Annotated in this window: 22 protein-coding genes; 14 read left to right on the top strand and 8 right to left on the bottom strand. The window is 35.1% G+C overall.

The features are described 5' to 3' along the window. The first annotated feature begins 3 nt into the window (after nucleotides 1-3). Complete coding sequence (locus DFR57_RS17215) at nucleotides 4-810, top strand: glycosyltransferase family 2 protein (RefSeq protein ID WP_114354458.1); 807 nt, start codon at nucleotides 4-6, stop codon at nucleotides 808-810. Next, complete coding sequence (locus tag DFR57_RS17210; RefSeq protein ID WP_170133026.1) at nucleotides 803-2,380, top strand: glycosyltransferase family 2 protein; 1,578 nt, start codon at nucleotides 803-805, stop codon at nucleotides 2,378-2,380. Before DFR57_RS17215 ends, DFR57_RS17210 begins: the two co-directional genes overlap by 8 nt. A gap of 237 nt (nucleotides 2,381-2,617) precedes the next feature. Here DFR57_RS17210 and DFR57_RS17205 read toward each other — a convergent pair whose 3' ends face one another. Beyond that, nucleotides 2,618-2,863 carry a YuzB family protein gene (locus DFR57_RS17205; RefSeq protein WP_114354482.1) on the bottom strand — a complete coding sequence of 82 codons (246 nt, stop codon included), beginning with the start codon at nucleotides 2,861-2,863 and terminating at the stop codon, nucleotides 2,618-2,620. 175 nt (nucleotides 2,864-3,038) lie between these two features. Between DFR57_RS17205 and DFR57_RS17200 the strand changes: the two genes are divergently transcribed. The 3 genes from DFR57_RS17200 (at nucleotide 3,039) to DFR57_RS17190 (ending at nucleotide 4,787) form a co-directional block, all read left to right on the top strand. After that, nucleotides 3,039-3,692 carry a helix-turn-helix transcriptional regulator gene (locus DFR57_RS17200; protein ID WP_114354456.1) on the top strand — a complete coding sequence of 218 codons (654 nt, stop codon included), beginning with the start codon at nucleotides 3,039-3,041 and terminating at the stop codon, nucleotides 3,690-3,692. A gap of 251 nt (nucleotides 3,693-3,943) precedes the next feature. Then, on the top strand, nucleotides 3,944-4,300 hold the full coding sequence (locus DFR57_RS17195; protein ID WP_114354455.1) for a nuclear transport factor 2 family protein: 357 nt from the start codon (nucleotides 3,944-3,946) through the stop codon (nucleotides 4,298-4,300). Nucleotides 4,301-4,304: 4 nt separating this feature from the next. After that, on the top strand, nucleotides 4,305-4,787 hold the full coding sequence (locus DFR57_RS17190) for a GNAT family N-acetyltransferase (protein ID WP_114354454.1): 483 nt from the start codon (nucleotides 4,305-4,307) through the stop codon (nucleotides 4,785-4,787). Between the two features lie 32 nt (nucleotides 4,788-4,819). On the opposite strand, the gene DFR57_RS17185 is transcribed toward DFR57_RS17190, so the two are convergent. Then, complete coding sequence (locus DFR57_RS17185) at nucleotides 4,820-5,833, bottom strand: potassium channel family protein (RefSeq protein ID WP_114354453.1); 1,014 nt, start codon at nucleotides 5,831-5,833, stop codon at nucleotides 4,820-4,822. A gap of 173 nt (nucleotides 5,834-6,006) precedes the next feature. On the opposite strand from DFR57_RS17185, the gene DFR57_RS17180 reads away from it, so the two are divergent. Further along, nucleotides 6,007-6,447 (top strand): PH domain-containing protein, encoded by a 441-nt coding sequence (locus DFR57_RS17180; protein ID WP_114354452.1) that lies wholly within the window; start codon nucleotides 6,007-6,009, stop codon nucleotides 6,445-6,447. Between the two features lie 13 nt (nucleotides 6,448-6,460). Here DFR57_RS17180 and DFR57_RS17175 read toward each other — a convergent pair whose 3' ends face one another. Both DFR57_RS17175 and DFR57_RS17170 read right to left on the bottom strand, forming a co-directional pair. After that, the gene (locus DFR57_RS17175; RefSeq protein WP_114354451.1) at nucleotides 6,461-7,147 is read right to left on the bottom strand and encodes an LrgB family protein; all 687 of its coding nucleotides are present in this window, start codon (nucleotides 7,145-7,147) and stop codon (nucleotides 6,461-6,463) included. Next, complete coding sequence (locus DFR57_RS17170; protein WP_114354450.1) at nucleotides 7,140-7,505, bottom strand: CidA/LrgA family protein; 366 nt, start codon at nucleotides 7,503-7,505, stop codon at nucleotides 7,140-7,142. The genes DFR57_RS17175 and DFR57_RS17170 overlap by 8 nt, the downstream gene beginning before the upstream one ends. Nucleotides 7,506-7,668: 163 nt before the next feature. Here DFR57_RS17170 and DFR57_RS17165 point away from each other — a divergent pair, with 163 nt between their 5' ends. Next, nucleotides 7,669-7,860 (top strand): YwbE family protein, encoded by a 192-nt coding sequence (locus DFR57_RS17165; protein WP_114354449.1) that lies wholly within the window; start codon nucleotides 7,669-7,671, stop codon nucleotides 7,858-7,860. 290 nt (nucleotides 7,861-8,150) lie between these two features. Here the strand turns inward: DFR57_RS17165 and DFR57_RS17160 are convergent, their stop codons facing one another. Together DFR57_RS17160 and DFR57_RS17155 are read right to left on the bottom strand one after the other, a co-directional pair. After that, nucleotides 8,151-8,708 carry a GNAT family N-acetyltransferase gene (locus tag DFR57_RS17160; protein ID WP_114354448.1) on the bottom strand — a complete coding sequence of 186 codons (558 nt, stop codon included), beginning with the start codon at nucleotides 8,706-8,708 and terminating at the stop codon, nucleotides 8,151-8,153. 446 nt (nucleotides 8,709-9,154) lie between these two features. Further along, nucleotides 9,155-10,057, bottom strand: a complete 903-nt coding sequence (locus tag DFR57_RS17155; RefSeq protein WP_114354447.1) for a TIGR01777 family oxidoreductase — start codon at nucleotides 10,055-10,057, stop codon at nucleotides 9,155-9,157. Between the two features lie 80 nt (nucleotides 10,058-10,137). Between DFR57_RS17155 and recX the strand changes: the two genes are divergently transcribed. Next, nucleotides 10,138-10,953: a recombination regulator RecX gene (gene recX, locus DFR57_RS17150; protein ID WP_114354446.1), complete on the top strand. Its 816-nt coding sequence runs from the start codon at nucleotides 10,138-10,140 to the stop codon at nucleotides 10,951-10,953. A 1-nt stretch (nucleotide 10,954) separates the two neighbouring features. On the opposite strand, the gene DFR57_RS17145 is transcribed toward recX, so the two are convergent. Beyond that, nucleotides 10,955-11,755, bottom strand: coding sequence for an HAD family hydrolase (locus DFR57_RS17145; RefSeq protein WP_114354445.1), 801 nt, complete (start codon nucleotides 11,753-11,755; stop codon nucleotides 10,955-10,957). A gap of 179 nt (nucleotides 11,756-11,934) precedes the next feature. Here DFR57_RS17145 and DFR57_RS17140 point away from each other — a divergent pair, with 179 nt between their 5' ends. Continuing rightward, complete coding sequence (locus DFR57_RS17140) at nucleotides 11,935-12,270, top strand: YfhH family protein (RefSeq protein ID WP_114354481.1); 336 nt, start codon at nucleotides 11,935-11,937, stop codon at nucleotides 12,268-12,270. 90 nt (nucleotides 12,271-12,360) lie between these two features. Beyond that, nucleotides 12,361-12,630, top strand: a complete 270-nt coding sequence (locus tag DFR57_RS17135) for a YfhJ family protein (protein WP_114354444.1) — start codon at nucleotides 12,361-12,363, stop codon at nucleotides 12,628-12,630. A gap of 86 nt (nucleotides 12,631-12,716) precedes the next feature. Here DFR57_RS17135 and DFR57_RS17130 read toward each other — a convergent pair whose 3' ends face one another. Then, a complete protein-coding gene (locus DFR57_RS17130; RefSeq protein ID WP_114354443.1) occupies nucleotides 12,717-13,706 on the bottom strand; it encodes a metal-dependent hydrolase in 990 nt (329 codons plus the stop codon). A 61-nt stretch (nucleotides 13,707-13,767) separates the two neighbouring features. On the opposite strand from DFR57_RS17130, the gene mutY reads away from it, so the two are divergent. The 4 genes from mutY (at nucleotide 13,768) to DFR57_RS17110 (ending at nucleotide 17,875) form a co-directional block, all read left to right on the top strand. Next, nucleotides 13,768-14,856 carry an A/G-specific adenine glycosylase gene (mutY, locus tag DFR57_RS17125; RefSeq protein ID WP_114354442.1) on the top strand — a complete coding sequence of 363 codons (1,089 nt, stop codon included), beginning with the start codon at nucleotides 13,768-13,770 and terminating at the stop codon, nucleotides 14,854-14,856. A gap of 149 nt (nucleotides 14,857-15,005) precedes the next feature. After that, on the top strand, nucleotides 15,006-15,200 hold the full coding sequence (locus tag DFR57_RS17120; protein ID WP_114354441.1) for a gamma-type small acid-soluble spore protein: 195 nt from the start codon (nucleotides 15,006-15,008) through the stop codon (nucleotides 15,198-15,200). Between the two features lie 329 nt (nucleotides 15,201-15,529). After that, complete coding sequence (gene ntdP, locus DFR57_RS17115; RefSeq protein WP_114354440.1) at nucleotides 15,530-16,060, top strand: nucleoside tri-diphosphate phosphatase; 531 nt, start codon at nucleotides 15,530-15,532, stop codon at nucleotides 16,058-16,060. Nucleotides 16,061-16,099: 39 nt separating this feature from the next. Next, the gene (locus DFR57_RS17110) at nucleotides 16,100-17,875 is read left to right on the top strand and encodes an ABC transporter ATP-binding protein (protein WP_114354439.1); all 1,776 of its coding nucleotides are present in this window, start codon (nucleotides 16,100-16,102) and stop codon (nucleotides 17,873-17,875) included. Nucleotides 17,876-17,987: the final 112 nt, after the last annotated feature.

Raw genomic sequence — 17,987 nt, 5'->3', positions numbered from 1 at the left:
AGGATGTGTGAGGTTACGGTAGTAGTGCCAACCTATAATAAGGCAAATTATATTAACAAAGCATTAGAGTCTATTTTTGCTCAGACGTTTCCAGATTTTAAACTCCTTTTGATTGATGATGCTTCTACTGATCACACGGTTTCCCTTTTAAATAAATATAAAAAAGATAATCGCACGAAACTTATCGAAAAGAAAGTGAATACAGGCATTTGTGATGTGCTAAATATTGCTTTAAAGCACATTGATACACCCTATTTCATCCAGGTGGATGGAGACGACTGGATAGAACCCCATACACTCGAAGTCATGTATGAAAAAATGGTACAACTACCTAAGGATGTTGCTCTATTATATGCGAACACGATTCATTGGCATGAGCGTAATGGCTTTCTTCAATTAGAAAAAAGAGTTGCTCATCGACCATTTCGGGATCGTTATGATTTTGCGACGTATGATCCGATGGTGCAGCCACGATTCTATAGAACACAAGCAATTCAATCTGTGGGTGGCTGGGAAATTGATGAACTCACTAAAGGGCGGTATATGGAGGATCGGCGGATGCTGCTTAAATTATATGATGTTTATCAAATGGCGCATGTGGATCAATATCTCTATCACTTTCGCTATCATCAGAACAATCTAAGCCTTGATAAAAATGCATGGATTTATAATCAAGTAAGAAAGCATTTAACAGAACAGGCAATAAAAAGGTGGGGAAATGCCTATAAAGTCCACATGGTTGGTCCAGAAAATTTATGGCAATCCATCGAGTTAATCCCAATTACTGAGGGGAGTGAGAATGATGACTGAGGTAACAGTGGTTATTACACTCTACAACAAAGAAAAATTCATTGAAGATGCGATTAAAAGCGTCTTAGCACAAAACGTTAAGAATTGGCATTTACTGATATTAGATGATGCATCTACAGACCAATCGGTTAAAAAAGTAGAGCCTTTTTTAAAGCATAAAAATATCACGCTAATTCAATTAAAACAGAATCTAGGACAAACAAATCTTTTGAATTATGCACTCACGCTTGTAGAGACACCATATTTTTTACAACTAGATGCCGATGACTGGTTACCGAATCATGCATTAAAAAAGCTAATGGAGGCAGCAAAAAAACATTCTGACGCAGGAATGTTGTATGCTAACCATATTTGTTATACGTATGACGAACAGGATCAGTTGATCGAAGAAAAAGAAATAATGTTAGAGCAATTTAAAGATCGTTATCAGTTATTAGAGAAGATAAACGAGGCAATGGCGCCACGCTTTTATTGGACGGAAAAATTAAAAGAGGTCGGCGGATGGATGGCCCAAACTAAGGGAGATATGATTGTCGAGGATGTACAAATTACATTAAGACTTGCACGACTTTATCCTTGTGTATGGATTAATGACTTTTTGTATCATCGCCGAAAATATACAGCAAATCAGCAAAAATTTGATACAACAAAATCCCTGCGTGTCGCCTATCGCTATCATTTATTTAACCAAGTGCTTCTGGAATGGGGAGATGAGTATGTTGCTGATTGGCAACAGGTTAATGATCATTATTATCTAAAAGGGCTTGTGCCAAATTCACAGAAACAAACAGACACCCGTTATACCATTGTGATACCGAATTATAATCATGCCGATACGATTCTTTCCGCAGTTAAGAGTGCTTTAACTCAAACCTTAGAACCTGAGGAAATTTTAGTGATTGATGACGCCTCAACAGATAACTCTTTAAAAAAATTAGCAAGCATTAAAAGTAGCAAACTAAAAGTTATTCCTCTTAAGAAAAACGAAGGCATCTCTCATTTACTCAATCATGCACTTACACATATTAAAACACCCTACTTTTTGCAGCTTGACAGTGATGACTGGCTGAATCCACAAACCGCACAACGACTTGTTATACCTTTATCAAAGCAAAAGGATGCTGCATTTGCTTATGGTAATCATGCTTTATGGAAGGAAGACAATGAGCTAAAGTGGCAAAAGGTCGACACAATAGAGCAGCCCTCCTTCTCTACTAAATACGATTGGTTATTGAAATTAGGATATATGGTGAACCCGCGCTGTTATCGAACAAGTGCTGTAAAAAAGGTCGGGGGCTGGATAACGAATGATCCTTGGCAAGGTAGATATTTTGAAGATGCGAGAATGATTTTACGATTAATTTCAACGTATAAATGGGTTCATGTTAATGAATTCCTGCATAACGTTCGAGTTAATCCACGCTCATCTGGAGATAAAATTAAATATTACAATAGCCTTCGAAAAGACTTTTACGAAAAAATGTTACTCGAATGGGGCAATCATTATAAAGCCGTTTGGAAAATGGCTTCAACGGGGCGAATCGTATTGGAAAGGCTTGAAAAAATATAACTGTAGTACTCTTTTGATTGAGTGCTGCTTTTTTTGATGGATCAGGATTTGAAAATATGAACATGTAAAAAATGTCTTTAATATGAGGAATTCTGAAGTTCCACAGCTTACCACAAAAAAAGATCCTTTTATATCGAAAAAGGATCTTAAAAACTATAGATAACATATTGCTTTATGATTCCCTATGGCTAAAATTCTGCTGTCTTCTCCCACCAAGGAATTTCATAAGGAAAAGATTTATTGATAAAAGGACAGTTCTTCTTCAATTGCAGCGCGAATCCTCACTAGGCATTCGTCTGTTGTTTTGCCACTAACTCTTTTACCATTCACCATTGCATAGGGCTTAAAGCGACAAAATCCACAAAAACTAAGACATTCGTTTACTAAAACGGCAACCTCCGGATATTCTGACTCAATAATTGCTTCTATTTCAACGTTATTTATCTCGTTACTTTCACATAATTCTACTACAACAATACCGATAGATATCACCTTCCACTCGCTTATACTGTGACCTACTTCACTGCGATTAATGAGGCTGACCTTTAAAATAAACTTTTATTCACAACTTTGTCAACATTTAAGTACCAAAACAAAGTTTGTTATTTACTTCACAAACTTTTTGGCATAAAATAGAATTAAAGGTAGGTGACTGAATATGACAAAGGAAATGACCACAAGAGAATCGATTCTAGAATTGTTAAAGAAACAGAAGCAATTATCTGTTAGTGGCTTGAAAAAGCATCTAGACATTACTGAAATGGCCGTGCGGAAACATTTGGTGAAGTTAGAAGGGGAGCAATTAATTTCTTCTAAAACAGTAAGACAGCCAATGGGTCGCCCTGTAATTTTTTATTCGTTAACCAGTGCCGGAGAAAATTTATTTCCTACCAAGTATGATACCATAACAATGGAATTCTTAAATGACATTGAAGAAACTATGGGGCCAGAAGCAATTGATAATTTATTTCTAAAAAGAGAGAAAAGAATGTACAAAAAATATGCCAGACGAATTTTTGCAGAAGACGAATTATCAGAGAAGGTTAAGGCACTTGTTCAGGTTCAAGAAGAAAGTGGCTATATGTCGGAATTCCAAGAAGAAAATGAAGAAGAATTGTCTTTTTCCCAGTATAATTGTCCAATCGTTGCAATTGCGAATAAATATGATAAGCCGTGTGAATGCGAGCTGAACTTGTTTAAAAATGTTCTTGGAACAGATGAAGTAGAACGTGTAGAATGCCTTGCTAAAGGTGGAAATGCGTGTAAGTATGTTGTCAAAAAAGCAGCAAACGTCACAACAACGAATATTTAAGGAATGCCGAAAACTTGGTGATAACTAAGTTTTCTTTTTTTTGCAAGAAATGTGATATATGTTTTTGAATGAAGAGAAGCGGAATGGTATTTGAACAAAATTATGGAATATATTATAAGATACTGTAAAATAAAAGAAAAAATACAGCTACACTTTTTACTCCATTAAAAATAGACTGTATATAGTAGGAAGATAGAAAACTATGTATTTAAAGAAGGCACATAATCTTTAAGACTGAGGTGGATATATAGATGAATGACAGTACTAAAGCATACTTTAAATCGCTAGAAGAAAGTCACTTGGATATAGATGTTAGAAAGTCTAAAGAGAAGCTGGCACACATATTAGCAGATGAATTTAAGGAGATTGGAAGTTCAGGAAAGATGTACACTAAGTCAGATTGTTTAAATGAAGGGGTTGGTTTGTTTGAAATGACGGTTCATGATTTTGAAGTCTATCCACTATCTGAAGATCTCACGCTTACCACCTATTTATTAATAAATACAACTAGGAATCGCAATACACTTCGAAGTTCTATATGGAAATACATAGATAATAGATGGCAATTGTACTTTCATCAAGGGACGATTACAGAAGAAAAGGAGTAACTAAATGAAATATATTATAAAAGAAATGAGCTATCCATATGCCTTAGAAATTAGCAGCTGGCAATATGAAAAACCATATGATTTCTATAACAGTGAAAAATCAAATGAAGCAATAGAAGAAAAACTAAATGGTAGCTATTTTATAATTTTGGATCAGACAGAAGAGGATATTCTTGGGTTTTATTGTACAGGTGAATCAGCTCAAGTACCTAAAGGTAATCAATATGGAGTCTATGCAGAAGATCTTGTTGATGTAGGGTTAGGTATGAATCCGAGATTCGTCGGACAAGGACGCGGGTATTCGTTTGTGGCTTTTATCCTAGAAGAAATAGAGAAAAATAATCCACTTCAAAATATTCGACTGACAGTTGCTACATTTAATAAAAGAGCAATTCATCTTTATCAATCATTAGGTTTTACCAAAAAGAGTAGATTTGATACTGATATGGCAGCATTTATTATGATGGTGAAAGTAAATAAACGATAAAAGGCTTCCTAGTTGGTTAGGAAGCCTTACTTTTACATGATAGATTGGTATGTTTCATGGTCGCAGATCACATATAACTCAGCATTCTCTGGAATCTGTTCCTCTAAGCGTCGATTAATATCTAATTTTTCACCATCTGCAATTAAAGTGGCACCACTTTCTAATAACTCATCAAATGCATCGCGATAGGTAACCCAATTTTTTTTGCTTGTAATCTGGTAAAGATCTTCACCATGCTGACGACTGATTAATTGTCTATATATTTTACTTACACCCTTATAAATAGAAGAGCGAACAGCTAATCTTGAAATTGTATTTTCTGACAAAATATATTCATCGACTTTTACATGAGCAAAGTTAGCTGTATTTTTCTCCACTAAGATTTCTACTGTCGTATGTACGTGTGGAGCTAATCGTTCGATGATTATGGATAATGCTAAAGTTTTCGCATCCTTTAAACCTGCATCTGGAAGGGTATTATCAGCAAAAATAATGACAGATGCAGCATGTTCAATATTCGCTCTTAAGAAAGTTTCTTCCTCATTAGGATCACCCTGAATATAATGAAGTTGTTCGTCTCCAACATCTATTGGAGAGTGTGGTAAAGTATCAATGATAACAATGCCAACATTTTGATTAGTACTCACGATTTCATCGATAGCGGCTTCTGTTTTTTTACTCCAGCCGACAATAATAATGTGATTCTTCTTTAAATAATTCAATTTACCTTCCTCCTTTTTCCGTTTGAAAATACTAAATGCATCTACTATCTTTCCAATAACTACCCCAAGTAGCCCAATCCCAATAAGATACATAACTACGGCAAATAATTTACCCGTCATCGTAACTGGTGAATAATCTCCATAGCCTACAGTTGAGAAGGTGGTCATAACGAAGTAAAAGGAGTTTAGTAAACTCTCAAAAGTTTCTGGTTCTAGTGTGTAGATAATGACAGTACACAGTAGAATAAATATTCCAGTCGATAGAATTAAAGTTAAATTTCTCATTTTAATTAGATTTAAGCCAAGCTTTAAAAAAAACTGCATGTCTACTCTTCTCCTTCAAGCTTTAAATATTCTATGTTATTAGCTTACCATATTATTGAAAATTTTTTCTCCTTCAGATTTAATCTATTAAAAAAAATTATAGAATGAGAAACCTACTACATAGCTATTGCGTAAATACGATTATAACCATTATGGAATAGGAGACTAAATCAATGAAGTTCACCTCGAAAAAGGATAAATATTTTGGTCGTTTGATTGCCTTTTCTATCGGTCTAATATTGATAACGTTCATTTGGCCGTTAATTATAATTGATGATATAAAGATGTCTGATATAGTAATTTCAGTAATTATTTGTAGCTTATGTATTGTACTATTGTTGATGACTGGATATGGAGTTGCTTATATTTTTTGTGACACTCATCTATTTATAAAGGCAGGATTGTTTAGAAGTCGAATTCCTTATGAAAAAATCATTCGAATATCTTCAACTAATGGAATGCTTTCGGGATACCGTGCTCTTTCATCTAAAGATGCTTTAGAAATAAGCTATCACGGAGGAATCATGGGGAGTGTGATAATCTCACCTCAAAATAAAGAAAAATTCATCGATGAATTAAAAGAACGGGCCCCTCAAATAGAAATAAGTCTTTGAAATAGGAAAAGCCCTAGAACAAATTAATTAAAAATGGCGCTAGTATTGCCACAAACAAAGCACTAATCGTCATAGATACAGCACTAACAGCACCTGCTAACTCACTGTCATCCATAATTCTAGCAGTTCCTATTGCGTGAGAGGCGGTCCCTATTCCGATACCTCTAACGACAGGATGATGAAGATTGACGAGACGAAGAAGACTTGGCCCCATTACAGCACCACCAATACCAGCAATCATGACAAATACCGCTGCAAGAGAGATAATACCCTCTAATTGCTCTGTAATGCTAAGAGCCACTGGTGTGGTTACCGACTTTGCAGAAACAGATAGAGCAATATCTTTATTAAAATCAAATAATTTCACTAATGAAAAACCACTTAAAATTCCAATTGCTGACCCCATAAAGGTGCCAATAATAATAGGTTTCATATATTTTAACAATAATTTTCTTTGTCTATAAAGAGGAAGTGCAAGCGCCACGACTACAGGGCCTAGGAGTTGATTAATCCACTGTCCACCAATCATATACGTATCATAGCTAATGTTAGAAATAGATAGAAAACCCACTATCGCTATAGTACTTAGAAATATTGGTAATGAAAAAGGAGATGGAAAGCGTGCATAAATCCATTTAGTTAGAAAAAATATAAAGACAGTCGCAGAAAGAAAAGCCGTACCAATTAGAAAATTACTCATCAGTCTGTTCTCCTTTTAATAAAAGCTTAGCTGTAAATCCGCTAGTGATGATCACCATTGCAGTACTAAATAGTACAATGAATAAAAGAATAATTCCTTTTCCTATGAAAAAATCGATATACTCTAATACACCTACTGTAACTGGAATAAATAATAACGGCATGTCCTTGAGCAGAATATCAATTCCCTCGTTGATCCAGTGAAGTTTCACCAAATTGGATAATAAAAGCGAAAATAACAACAGCATTCCAATAATACTTCCTGGTATAAATAAAGAAAAAGCTTCTTGGATCCAGGTTCCGATATAATAAAAAGCAAATAAAATAGCAATTTGAAATAAAATTTTAATTAACTTCATGTACAATCCCTCATTAAAATTCATATTTTCCTATTGTACAACTAAAGAATGTAAAGCGCACGAAATAATTTTAGATACCAGATATTCTTGTTTTTAAGAATAGAAGGGAGTGTATGATAAACTTAGATTATAAAATAAAGCAATTAGAAGGGAATTAAACGTAATGGCTGGAACAAATCGACAAGACATTAAACAAGGATCAAAAGTAAAAGTAGTACAAAAACAGGATCAGCGTTCTGGTAAATTAACAGAAGGAGTAGTGGATAGAATATTAACAAATTCAGCAACCCATCCGCATGGGATTAAAGTGAAGTTAGAAAGTGGTGTGGTAGGAAGAGTGAAAGAGATAATGTAAGAAGACTAAGAAAAGAGTCTTCGATCTAATAGATAAGATATACTTTTTTTCATATTTCTCATTTGCATTTTTCACTAAATAGTAATCCTCAGGGTAAAATTTAATAGGGTAACTTATCCACTTAGTTATCCACAGACGCATCGCATTATCCACAAAGATGAACAAACTTATCCACACTATCCACAGAAAAACACGAAAAATTGTGCACAACTTTATACACAAGTTAAAAAGCGATAAATAAACAAAAGCCCAAGTTATTCACAATTTTGTGGATAACTTGGGCTTAATTATTATGATACAACAGCTTCTTCTTCAGTTGTTGCTGTTTGTTGATGAAGGATATAATGGTCTCTTGAGATCACAAACAGATCATAAATAGGATCAGCTTGACTATTTTCATTAATTTTTTCAAATACATCTGTATACGTATCATTGGCGAAAGTAACGAAGGGGACTTTTAGAATAGCTTTTAAAGAGCGTAAATTACTTCTTCTTATTTTAATAAAGATTGCTTGAATATTAAGGTCATAAAATAACTCATCAAAAAATGCATCTTTTGCTAACTTGTTATAGCCCTTTCCAAAATACGGTTCTCCAATCCATGTAGCTAAAAAGCCAGCACCATTTTCAACATCAAATAAATTAATGGTTCCAATCGGCTGATTATAATCATCAAGAATTGTTCTAGAAATTAACTCTCCATTTTCTTCTGCTTCGATAGTTTTTTTAGTTAAAAAATAGAATTCATCACTTGAGTATGCTTTATGCCGTACAAATGGAAATACTTCTGGGTGCTGCATTAAATCAAACAGCTGTGGTGCTTCATGTAATTCACGCTTTTTAAGCATAAAAAACCCCTCCTTTTTAGGGAGGGTGAAAAAGAGAGGCAGATATGCCCCTAGTTGTTCCCTTCCACCCTCGAATTTTTATCTTGTTAATTACAAAAATTCGGGGTGGGAATCGAACCCACTAGAACCAACGATTTCGTTGGTGGCGCACCATTTGCCTTCCCTATATATGAATAACTAGTGTGAATGATTTGAATATCCACGATAGCAGTGGACTTTAGAAAAATCTTTCCTTTCAAACTGACTTAATTTAAAACCTTTTTGTACTTTATATCATACTCGAATTAGATTGATTTGAAAACAAAAATTTAGATAATTTTTCGAGTAAATGCATGTATATTTACGATATAAGTATAAAACAACCTTATAAAGCTGTTTAAATCACACAAATAATAAAATATCACGAAATACAGTTAAATACAAGCGAATTTTACAAAAAATAATATTTATTTTTTGTAAATATTTTTGAGGGCTGAAGCTAGCTTCGGATACGCAAAGTGATAGCCATTTTTTTCTGCTTTTTCTGGTAAAACGTGTTGGCCATCGATTACTAATGTGCTCATTTCTCCTAATAATAATTTAATGGCAATAGAAGGAACAGGAAGCCAGTTTGGACGATCTAAAACAGTAGCAAGTATTTGGCTGAATTGATCATTTTGCATTGGCTCCGGGGCTGTTACATGGAGCGGTCCATCTACTCCGTCATTATCAATAGCAAATAAAATCATCCCAACGACATCCTCTATATGAATCCATGAAATCCACTGCTTTCCACTACCAATTTTTCCACCAATAAAAAGTTTAAATGGCATAGCCATAAGTGGAAGGGCACCTTCCTTTCCTAGGACGACGCCAAGTCTTGCTAAAACAGTTCTGACCCCTAGTGCATTCGCTTTTTTTGCTTCTTCTTCCCATGCTTTCGCTACATTTGCTAAAAAATCATCACCTGGTACCTGCTCTTCCTCAGTGAAAACATCCATCTCTGAGTTACCAAAATATCCTACTGCAGAAACATTTACTAACACATCTGGTTTTGTTTCCATTTTATTAATAAGGGAGACAATGGCATTTGTAGCTTTATATCTACTTTTAACAATCTTCTTCTTTTTTTCATCCGTCCAATAACCAAATAAAGAATCTCCAGCAAGATTGATAACGGCATCTACTTCGTCCAATTCTTTAGCAGGATCATGTTCGCTTTTTAACCAGCCTACATAAGTAAGATTTTGCTTGTTCTGATATTTCTCCGGGGAACGAGTGAGAATGGAGACATCGTCGCCTCTTTTTAGAAGTGCTTTGGTTAGCTGGGTTCCGACATAACCGGTTCCGCCAGCAATTGCAATATGCATATAATAGCCACCTTTTTAATATGATTTTTGTTTACGGAACATACGTTTGTGTGATAAGATGAACAGAAGAGGTGAAGAGCATGGTTCAGATCAGCCGAATTACGACACAAAAGAAATCAAAACATCGCTATAATATCTTTCTAAATGATGGCAAAAAAGAATTCTACGGTTTTAGTGTTGATGAAGATATTTTAATAAAAGAACATCTCCATAAAGGGATGGAGCTTGACCAAGCAAAGATCGATAGCCTGCAAGATAAAGATGCTACACATAAATTGTATACCCTATCTTTACATTATTTAAGCTATCGCATGCGCTCAGAAAAAGAGTTACTTGATTATTTAAAGAAGAAAGAAGTACCGCTTGAAACAGTAAGTGAAGTGATGGACCGACTGAAGGAAGAAGGTTTACTTGATGATAAAGCTTTTGCTGTTGCACTAATTAATACAAGGATTTTAACGACAAGTAAAGGACCGCTTCTCATAAAAAAAGAGTTAATTGAAAAAGGTGTGGATCGTCTCATTATTGAGGAAGTCATCCCCCTTTATACCTTTGATAAGCAATATGAAAAGGTTTTGAAATTGATCGAAAAAAAATCTAATTTTAACGAAAAAAAATCCTATAAAGAACAGCTTGACCGATTAAAGCTCAACCTGATGCAAAAAGGATTTTCAAATGACGTAATTCAAGAAGCATTAGCTTCCGCTTCACCTGAAAAAGATAATGAAGCGGAATACCAAGCTGTTGTGTTTCAAGGTGAAAAAGCTTTACAGAAATATAGTCGAAAATCACAAGGTTTTGAGCTGAAACATAAAGTTAAAAGTGCCCTTTACCGCAAACGATTTTCAGCAGAACTTATCGATCGTTTTATAGAAGAATATGTTGAGAATGAATAAGCTAGGCTTTAACGGTATTCATTTTTTTAAGTACATCTGAAACTGCTTCATGAACATGATCCACAACAAAATTAGCTTTTTCCTTTACGGCAGCCGGTGCTTGAGACATAACGTAGCTGTGTGGGGTCATCTCAAACATTGGTATGTCATTAAAGGAATCACCAATAACAGCGATCTCATCTACGTTAATTCCGCGCTCAAGTGCTAGCTTTTCAAGTCCAAATGCTTTGCTAATACCTCTAGGTAAAATATCAAGACATCTTTTATCGGACATATAGGTTACGATTTCCTCATGGAAAATTTCACTACGAATTTTCTCTTGCAATTGATTGACTTCATCTGGCTCACCTAACAACATATATTTACTAGGGTGAATGGCCTTTCCGTACGACTCAACAAAATCAACACCTTCTTTTAGATCAAAATAGAAAAGATGCTCCATTGCTTTAATTTCTGGAGTTCGCTCAGAAACATAAATATCATCAGCTGTCATAATGCAAAATAATTGCTCGTAGCCAACTATAGCCTCATGCAGTGTTTTGCCAAGCTTGGGGTCGAACGTATGACTATGAATCATGTTGTTATCTTCTGAATAGACAAAGCTTCCATTTTGGCTCACGCGGTGTCCAGTAGTCTTTAAGGCTTTAAATATTTCTGTAATTTCTCGATCTAACCTGCCCGTAGCTACTGTGAATTCCATTTCATTTTTTATCTTAGCAATTGCTTCGATATCTTTTGGCTTTAAGTAATTACCGTGACCGAGCAGCGTTCCGTCCAAATCTGTTGCAAACATTTTTATCATTTAAAGAGTATCCCCCAATGCTTATTTTAGCCAACAGATAGAAATATCGACTATTATATTGTAAGTATAGCGAATTATCTCTCGTATAAAAAGATTTCTGCTGTAAAATAGATGTAAATTATCGTAAAGATTGTTAAAATATAAGAAGAGCATAATTATAAGAAATGACGGTGAAACTAATGGATAGAAGATATAGTAACTTCACAGTAGAAGAGTTACGAGAGGAAGTTGCATCATTAAAGGAACAGGTTCAAAAAGCAGAGCAATGGGGCAATATTAGTGAATATGCCATTCTAGAACGTAAAATGCAAATGGCAGCAGCTTATTTATTAAATCCTGCTGATTTTGAAAAGGGAAAAGAATATGAATTAGCTGGCGATCCTGGTCAAACGTTTAGAATAACTTATAAAAATGGTGTGTTTGCTTGGGGACACCGTATTAATCTATTGGGACAAGTATATGAGGAAGAAGAAGCAGTTCCTATTTCTATACTAGGTGATAAGAAAGAGAAGTAGTGAGAAAGAGACTTCGATAAGGAACGGACTGAAACCAATCACCCATTACGAATGATATAGAGTAAAGACAAAAGGAAGGGACGATCAAACATGCAGCAATCGATAAAACGTCTAGCCGAACAATTATATAGTGCAAATCCGATGTTATCACCAGATGAAGCAGAGGCGTGGGTGACCTTGTTGTGGGAAGACTTTGAAGCAACGTCCGCTAAAGCTGGTAGAGAGTATTTAGGTCCACATACAACTGAACGTATTGTAAAGTACTGGATCGCGAATTATGGACCGAGATTAAATGAATTTGCAGAAAATTATCCAAGATATAAAAAAATGTTGGACGGAAAAGATCCAACTTTACATTAAAAAAACCAACCCGCCGAAAATGGTAGGTTGGTTTTTTATGCTTATCGATGTCATAATGACTTCTTGATCTTGACAATCTTTATTAATTAAGAAGTTACTTCATTCTCTGTTGTTAATTTAGTTTGCAATTTTTCTTCAGAGAAAACCCATCCCGTAAAGGAATTCATGATCCGCATATTGTCATCAATGTGTACTACTGCTACAAAGGGATAGTGACCATCTGAACGATATCTTAAATCAATCAACCGAACTTCTGTAAAGTCTTCAAAATCGTTCATTTCCCATCTGTATACAGGTGAAAAAGATAAAAATGCAGAAATATTTTTATCCTTTAAAGCGATGTCTATCAAAGGATCATCTGGTAACTTTAGTCTGTCAAAGGTGTCAATGATTTCAATATGCCCATGCTCCACTCTTCCTACAAAAAATTTATCTTTGGAGGTAACAGCAACACGCCATATATTTTGCTGTGTTGTTGGTGATGTAGCAATTTGCTCTACCTCGTCAAAATGATCTTTAATAATGCTGACAATTTCCCTTTTATCAATGTAGCGTTTAATATAATAAAGGAAAATGATAAAATAAATCATTAACCATGTAGTACCTGGATTTGCTCCAAGCACCCATGCGATAATACCGATAATGTGTAAAATGAAGATGTAAGGATCAAACGTATTTATAAAACCATATGCGACCCACCGCCTTGTAAACGGCCGATAGGCTTGCGTTCCATATGCATTAAATATGTCCACAAAAACGTGTAAAATCACGGCTAGAGCAGTCCATAAATAGAGATGGAGAAAATCGACACTTGGGACGAATGCATAAATAATAGCTGCTAGAGCAATACCCCAAAAAAGAACAGCTGGAACTGAATGTGTCACTCCACGATGGTGTCTAATATATACTGCATTATTTCGTAATTTTAAAATCGTATCAAAATCAGGAGCGTGTGAACCGACAATTGCTCCTACCATAACTGCACTAAAAAGGGTAGGATCCTGATGTACAACTGGATCAAGCGTGGCTATACCACTAAGTGCCACACCCATAACGATGTGCGTGCCTGTATCCATCTATGGTTGTCCCCCTTTCAATAATAAGAGACGCTTTACTATATTGTAGCATGAGGAATGAATGATTGTGAAAACATTTGATAGCAAAAAGTATACAAACAAAATAGAAAAGCATGCCTTTCAAAAAGATTTAATTAATTGGTACGACGCTGAAAAGCGTGATTTACCCTGGAGAGCAGATCAAGATCCATATAAAATTTGGGTTTCAGAAATTATGCTTCAACAAACCAAGGTTGATACTGTAATACCCTATTTTCAAAATTTTATAACCAGTTTTCCAACATTAAATGATTTAGCAGAAGCAGAAGAAGAAAAAGTATTAAAAGCATGGGAAGGTTTGGGCTATTATTCCCGTGCACGAAATTTGCAAGCAGCTGTCCGGGAGGTTGTGGAAGTTTACGAAAGCAAAGTCCCAGATCAACCGGATCTTTTAGGTGAACTCAAAGGTGTTGGTCCATATACAAAAGGTGCCATTTTGAGCATTGCCTATGAAAAACCAGAGCCTGCTGTAGATGGAAATGTGATGCGCGTATTTTCAAGAATCTTAGCAATGGATGATGACATTGCAAATCAACAGACTCGTAAAAAAATAGAAAGCTGTGTTACGGATCTTATTTCGCATGAAGATCCATCTGCCTTTAATCAAGGGTTAATGGAGCTTGGAGCAACGGTTTGTACTCCTAAAAAACCAACTTGTTTACTTTGCCCTGTGCAAGAGCATTGTCAGGCATTTGAACAGGGTATTCAAGAGAGCTTACCTGTGAAGTCGAAAGCAAAGAAACAAAAAAGCTTAGAATATTTTGCATTAGTATTTAAGGATGAGAATGAAAAATATATATTAGAAAAACGTCCGGAGACTGGCTTGCTTGCAAATATGTGGCAGTTTATCATGATTGATAAATCAGAAGTGCAAAAGAAACAATTACCTCTTTATGTAAGAGAAAAATATGGTTGGTCCATTAAAGGAATCAAAGAACTAAGTCCTGTTAAACATGTTTTCTCTCATATAACATGGCATTTAACTGTGCTTGAAGTAGAGCTCGAAGGCGAGATTAAAACAGAAGCACAGGCAAGTCTAATGAAAAAAGAAAAAATAAAAGAGCTACCTTTACCAGTGTCACATCAAAAAATATTTAACCAAATAACATAGCAACTGTTAAAACATTAGTAAAAGTATATGTAGTTTAATGAAAAATAATCGAATAAGGTTAAAACTTTACATCCAATAATTCCCTTCGCAAAAATTAAGAATATTTTTTTAGCATTTGGAGAAATTAATTTTTGTGGAGGTGATATAAGATGGCTAAAAACCAAAACCAAAATCCAGCTAGCAAAACAAATGCACAAGAAGTAAAACGCCAAAACCAAAAAGCTGCACAAGGGCAAGGTAAATTCGGAACTGAATTTGCAAGCGAAACTGATGCACAAGAAGTAAGACAACAAAACCAAAAAGCAAATCAAAAAAAGAACCAAAATCAAAACCAAAATCGCTAAGCTGTTTTAATTGCACCGGTTGCGACTAAGATAGCTTTGATAGCTATCACAGTACTTCACAAAGTGTTTTAAAGCTACAACAAATAAAGAAGAACCTTTCCTTTTGTATTGGAAAGGTTCTTCTTTTGTTCTAATGCTTTCTATTTTATCAATAGTAAAAGCAGATGGTGAACCACAAAATTTTTTCTTGATACGGTCGGGTAAGATGTACATATCGAACAATATAAAATTAATATGTTTAGTTTGTAAACAGAATTGTTTCCATTTCACATTTTTTCCCGTTATAATATTACTATTACTTAAAAATAATCGCAGAAAGGAAGATACGAATGGATGGCGTAGAACCTGGCGCGAAAATCCAAATCAAAAGTTATAAGCACAATGGAAACATCCATCGTGTCTGGGATACAACAACCATACTAAAGGGAACAAGCAATGTGGTAATCGGAGCGAATGATAAAACAATTGTTACAGAAAGTGACGGACGAAATTGGGTCACGAGAGAACCTGCGATCTGTTACTTTCATGCAGAATATTGGTTTAATATCATTGGAATGCTAAGAGATGATGGTATTTATTATTACTGTAACATCAGTTCCCCATTTGTTTTTGAAAAAGGTGCGGTTAAATATATTGATTATGACCTAGATGTAAAAGTATTTCCTGACATGACTTATATTTTACTTGATGAAGATGAATATGAGGTGCATAGGCACGAAATGGATTACCCAAAGGAATTAGATGGAATTTTGTGGAGAAATGTTGAATATTTACTTCGCTGGATCAGACAAAGAAAAGGCCCTTTTTCACCAGAATTTGTTGATCAATGGTACGAGCTGTATCTAACCTATCGTTCTTAAAACTTCATCGATACAACAACATAAGAGAGGTGAGAAGTCGTGGACAGTATCAAACGATATTTACAATTCGTATATCCTTATAAATGGAAAATACTCATAACGATTTTAATTGGGATCATCAAGTTTGGGATCCCTTTATTAATGCCGTTAATCGTTAAATATGTAATTGATGATATTATCAATGCAGAGCAAATGGCGACAGATGAAAAATTAACACAACTTTTTTGGCTCATTGGAATAGCAATGCTTATTTTTGTTGTTCTTCGGCCGCCTGTTGAGTATTACAGACAGTATTTAGCGCAATGGACAGGCAATAAAATTTTATTTGATATTCGCGAGCAATTATTCGATCATATTCAGAAGCTAAGCTTGAAATTCTATTCTCGAACAAAAACAGGTGAAATTATTTCTCGAGTTGTCCATGACGTGGAACAAACAAAGAACTTTGTCATGACTGGCTTAATGAATATCTGGTTAGATTTAATTACTATCTTAATTGCAATCGGAATTATGATGTTTATGGACTTTTGGCTAACTATTGTCGCTATTTCCTTATTTCCGTTATACGGAATTGCGGTCAAGATTTTTTATGGTAAATTAAGAAACTTAACTAGAAATCGCTCACAAGCATTGGCTGAAGTTCAAGGACATTTACACGAACGTGTACAAGGTATACCTGTTACTAGAAGCTTTGCATTAGAAGATTATGAACAGGGTCAATTTGATAAGAGAAATCATAACTTTTTAACAAGAGCAATTGATCATACATCGTGGAATGCGAAAACCTTTGCAGTTATGAATACTATTACTGACTTAGCTCCGCTTCTTGTCATAGGGTTCGCAGGTTATTTTGCCATTACTGGTGACTTAACTGTTGGTACCATTGCTGCCTTTATCGGTTATATGGATCTTGTTTATAATCCATTACGTAGATTAATCAGTTCTTCTACCGTTTTGGTACAATCGATCGCATCGATGGATCGTATGTTTGAATTTATGGATGAGAAGTATGATGTAAAGGATAAGGAAGATGCAAAGGAACTAAAGGATGTTGCTGGTGAAGTAACTTTTAACCATGTTAGTTTTCGGTACGAGGATGAAGAAGATCTTGTCTTAAAAGATGTCGATCTTCATGTAAATGAAGGGGAAACCATTGCTTTAGTTGGAATGAGCGGTGGAGGTAAGTCGACTATTATAAGCTTAATACCTCGTTTTTATGACGTGACAGATGGAAGCATCCTAATAGATGGAGTGGATATCCGAGATGTTAAAGCAAGGTCGTTACGTGACAAAATAGGCATGGTTTTACAGGACAATATTTTATTCAGTGAATCTATCGCTGCCAATATTCGAATGGGAAATCCTGATGCTACAGATGAAGAAGTGATCCAAGCAGCAAAAGCTGCAAATGCTCATGGATTTATTTCTGAGCTTTCTAAGGGCTATGATACCCTAGTCGGCGAACGGGGTGTGAAGCTATCGGGTGGTCAAAAGCAACGCGTTGCAATTGCACGAATATTCTTAAAGAATCCACCACTATTAATACTAGATGAGGCTACTTCAGCATTAGACTTAGAAAGTGAAAGCTTAATACAGGATGCACTAGAAAAATTAGCTTCAGAGCGAACAACATTTATTGTTGCGCATCGACTTTCGACCATTACGCATGCAGACCGCATTATTTTAATAGAAAATGGTATCGTTGTGGAAGAAGGTACACATCAAGCATTAATGGCTAAAAAAGGTGGTTATTACCGCCTGTACCAAGTGCAGGAATTAACCGCAGATATGAATACGGATAAATCGCTATTATAAAAAAAGCTCCTGCCTTATAAAGTGTACCCTTTGTAAAGGACTTTTTAAAAAAAGACTATGCTACACTGGAAAGGTGATTCCTGTATTGTACAGGAGTCATCTTTTTTAGATT

The organism is Saliterribacillus persicus (assembly GCF_003337485.1).
GTDB lineage: Bacteria > Bacillota > Bacilli > Bacillales > Amphibacillaceae > Saliterribacillus > Saliterribacillus persicus.
This window is presented reverse-complemented; position numbering and strand designations above follow the sequence as displayed.

What these genes read in the sequence shown, in the direction of transcription:
- DFR57_RS17130 (WP_114354443.1), bottom strand. Translation starts at nt 13,706, where the DNA reads ATGGATACAGGCACGCACATCGTTATGGGTGTGGCACTTAGTGGTATA.
- DFR57_RS17160 (WP_114354448.1), bottom strand. Translation starts at nt 8,708, where the DNA reads ATGCTTAAAAAGCGTGAATTACATGAAGCACCACAGCTGTTTGATTTA.
- DFR57_RS17195 (WP_114354455.1), top strand. Translation starts at nt 3,944, where the DNA reads ATGAATGACAGTACTAAAGCATACTTTAAATCGCTAGAAGAAAGTCAC.
- recX (WP_114354446.1), top strand. Translation starts at nt 10,138, where the DNA reads ATGGTTCAGATCAGCCGAATTACGACACAAAAGAAATCAAAACATCGC.
- DFR57_RS17140 (WP_114354481.1), top strand. Translation starts at nt 11,935, where the DNA reads ATGGATAGAAGATATAGTAACTTCACAGTAGAAGAGTTACGAGAGGAA.
- DFR57_RS17190 (WP_114354454.1), top strand. Translation starts at nt 4,305, where the DNA reads ATGAAATATATTATAAAAGAAATGAGCTATCCATATGCCTTAGAAATT.
- DFR57_RS17145 (WP_114354445.1), bottom strand. Translation starts at nt 11,755, where the DNA reads ATGATAAAAATGTTTGCAACAGATTTGGACGGAACGCTGCTCGGTCAC.
- DFR57_RS17180 (WP_114354452.1), top strand. Translation starts at nt 6,007, where the DNA reads ATGAAGTTCACCTCGAAAAAGGATAAATATTTTGGTCGTTTGATTGCC.
- DFR57_RS17155 (WP_114354447.1), bottom strand. Translation starts at nt 10,057, where the DNA reads ATGCATATTGCAATTGCTGGCGGAACCGGTTATGTCGGAACCCAGCTA.
- DFR57_RS17165 (WP_114354449.1), top strand. Translation starts at nt 7,669, where the DNA reads ATGGCTGGAACAAATCGACAAGACATTAAACAAGGATCAAAAGTAAAA.
- DFR57_RS17175 (WP_114354451.1), bottom strand. Translation starts at nt 7,147, where the DNA reads ATGAGTAATTTTCTAATTGGTACGGCTTTTCTTTCTGCGACTGTCTTT.
- DFR57_RS17215 (WP_114354458.1), top strand. Translation starts at nt 4, where the DNA reads ATGTGTGAGGTTACGGTAGTAGTGCCAACCTATAATAAGGCAAATTAT.
- DFR57_RS17200 (WP_114354456.1), top strand. Translation starts at nt 3,039, where the DNA reads ATGACAAAGGAAATGACCACAAGAGAATCGATTCTAGAATTGTTAAAG.
- DFR57_RS17135 (WP_114354444.1), top strand. Translation starts at nt 12,361, where the DNA reads ATGCAGCAATCGATAAAACGTCTAGCCGAACAATTATATAGTGCAAAT.
- DFR57_RS17120 (WP_114354441.1), top strand. Translation starts at nt 15,006, where the DNA reads ATGGCTAAAAACCAAAACCAAAATCCAGCTAGCAAAACAAATGCACAA.
- mutY (WP_114354442.1), top strand. Translation starts at nt 13,768, where the DNA reads ATGATTGTGAAAACATTTGATAGCAAAAAGTATACAAACAAAATAGAA.
- DFR57_RS17210 (WP_170133026.1), top strand. Translation starts at nt 803, where the DNA reads ATGACTGAGGTAACAGTGGTTATTACACTCTACAACAAAGAAAAATTC.
- DFR57_RS17170 (WP_114354450.1), bottom strand. Translation starts at nt 7,505, where the DNA reads ATGAAGTTAATTAAAATTTTATTTCAAATTGCTATTTTATTTGCTTTT.
- DFR57_RS17185 (WP_114354453.1), bottom strand. Translation starts at nt 5,833, where the DNA reads ATGCAGTTTTTTTTAAAGCTTGGCTTAAATCTAATTAAAATGAGAAAT.
- ntdP (WP_114354440.1), top strand. Translation starts at nt 15,530, where the DNA reads ATGGATGGCGTAGAACCTGGCGCGAAAATCCAAATCAAAAGTTATAAG.